Here is a 1763-nt window from a genome sequence, read left to right as displayed (position 1 = left end):
GGGTAAAACGCTTGTTTTACCCAGCCAGCCAGGGGCCCCGCGGCATCTTGCCCACCCCGGGAACCCCCGACAGGTCGGGGATTCCCGTGTACAACTAGTCTTCAGCGCGCCAGAGTTGGAGTCGCTTCCTCGACCTCCTCGGCATCTTCGGCCTTGATCTGACGCAGCCCCCGCGACATTGTTCCGCCGAGTGCCATGATCAGTGTCAGAGCCACCAGCACCAGCACTGTAGGAATCGGGCCAAGAATTGCGTATCCGATACCGGCACCCAGCGGTCCCAGCGGCGTCATGGCCCGCGAGATCAGTTGGTTCACGCTCTGCACTCGCCCGAATATCCCATCAGGCGTCAGCCCAACCACCCTGGCGAACGCCACGGCGTTCCAGGTCGAGAACGGAAACGTGAGCGCGGCACCGATCAGGCCGAGCAGATAGGGGTTTCCGGTGAACGCCATCAAAGGGATCAACAGCACCCACCACCAGCCGACTCCAACGAAAATCGCCGTCTTCGACAGTCGACGCTGCAGTACTGGAACTGCGAGTGCACCCAGAATGCCACCGAGCCCGATGAGCGCCGACAGTGCGCCGATGCTTGTCGGTGACGAACCGTTCTCCTTGGCAATGATGATGGATAGCAGTACCACTGCCGACCCGATGGTGTTGGCAGCACCCCCCATCAGTGCGCTCGCGCGGATGAACGGCTCGCGCCATGCAAAGCGCAGGCCGGCCTTGACAGCGGCCACGATGCTTTCGGGCTTCGTACGGGCAGTTTCCTGGAAAGGTTGCTTGATCAACAGCGTACTGACGGCACCGAAGAGGTACGACAGTGCATCGCCGACAAATGGCAGCACCCGGTGCACTCCGAACAGCGCCCCGCCCACTGGACCACCCACCAGGGCGGCTGTCGCATCCCGCGCCTGCAGTCGGGCTGCGGCTACCCCGAGGAACTCTTTCGGAACCAGCGATCGAACCGCTCCCTGGCCGGCGATGTTGAAGAAGATCCCGAGCACTGCCTCGGCGAACGCCACCGCTACCACAAGGGGCAGACCGACCCAGCCAGTTGCAATTGCGACCACCAGAAACGTGAGGAGGAGACAGCGTGTTCCATCCGAGAAAATCATCACTCGGCGCCGGTCCCAGCGGTCTACCAGAGCACCGGCCGGGAGTGCGAACAGCAGGAACGGAATCGTCTGTGCGAACCCCACTACTCCGGCCCAACTCGGTGACCCCGTGATCGCAAGGACCAACAACGGGTACGCGATGACATCCATCTGCGTTCCGAGCTGCGAGAGTGCCTGCCCGCTCCACAGCAGCGCGAAGTCCCTGTTCCAGCGCAGACGTTCACCCGGTGGCTTCTTCAATTTTCTCTCCCTTCCTGTGCTTGCCCTCGATGTCGTACTGCTCGTTGCCTACGCGCGAATGGCACGGAGCACCGCCCGGCCGACTGTGACGGCCAACGACTCGATCGTCGGACTACTGAAGACGGTCCGAACAGGAACTTCGAGGTGGAAGTGATCACGTAGCCGTGACGCCACCTGCGTCGCCAGCAGCGAATGCCCGCCGAGCTCGAAGAAGTTGTCGTGGACGCCGACCTCCGCGATACCCAAGATGTTCGACCAGATCGCGGCTATCACTCGTTCCGCTTCGGTTCGCGGTGCCACGAACTCCTGCGCCAGATCCCGCCGGTGCGACTCCGGCTCGGGCAGGGCCTTGCGGTCCACCTTCCCGTTCGGGGTCAGCGGGAGCCGTTCCAGCTCGACGAATAC

General features: G+C 62.9%; 2 protein-coding genes. Both read right to left on the bottom strand.

Annotated elements, in window-relative coordinates:
* Positions 1-101: 101 nt before the first annotated feature.
* On the bottom strand, positions 102-1358 hold the full coding sequence (locus tag ACFUEL_RS39330) for an MFS transporter (RefSeq protein WP_380242968.1): 1257 nt from the start codon (positions 1356-1358) through the stop codon (positions 102-104).
* Positions 1359-1406: 48 nt separating this feature from the next.
* Positions 1407-1763, bottom strand: a 357-nt coding sequence (locus tag ACFUEL_RS39325) for a phosphopantetheine-binding protein (RefSeq protein WP_380242967.1), incomplete at its 5' end; no start/stop codon positions are given.

This window comes from Kitasatospora sp. NPDC057198 (assembly GCF_042670125.1).
Taxonomy (GTDB): domain Bacteria; phylum Actinomycetota; class Actinomycetes; order Streptomycetales; family Streptomycetaceae; genus Kitasatospora.
The sequence above is the reverse complement of the archived record's forward strand: the minus strand, read 5'-3'. Positions and strand labels throughout refer to the sequence as shown.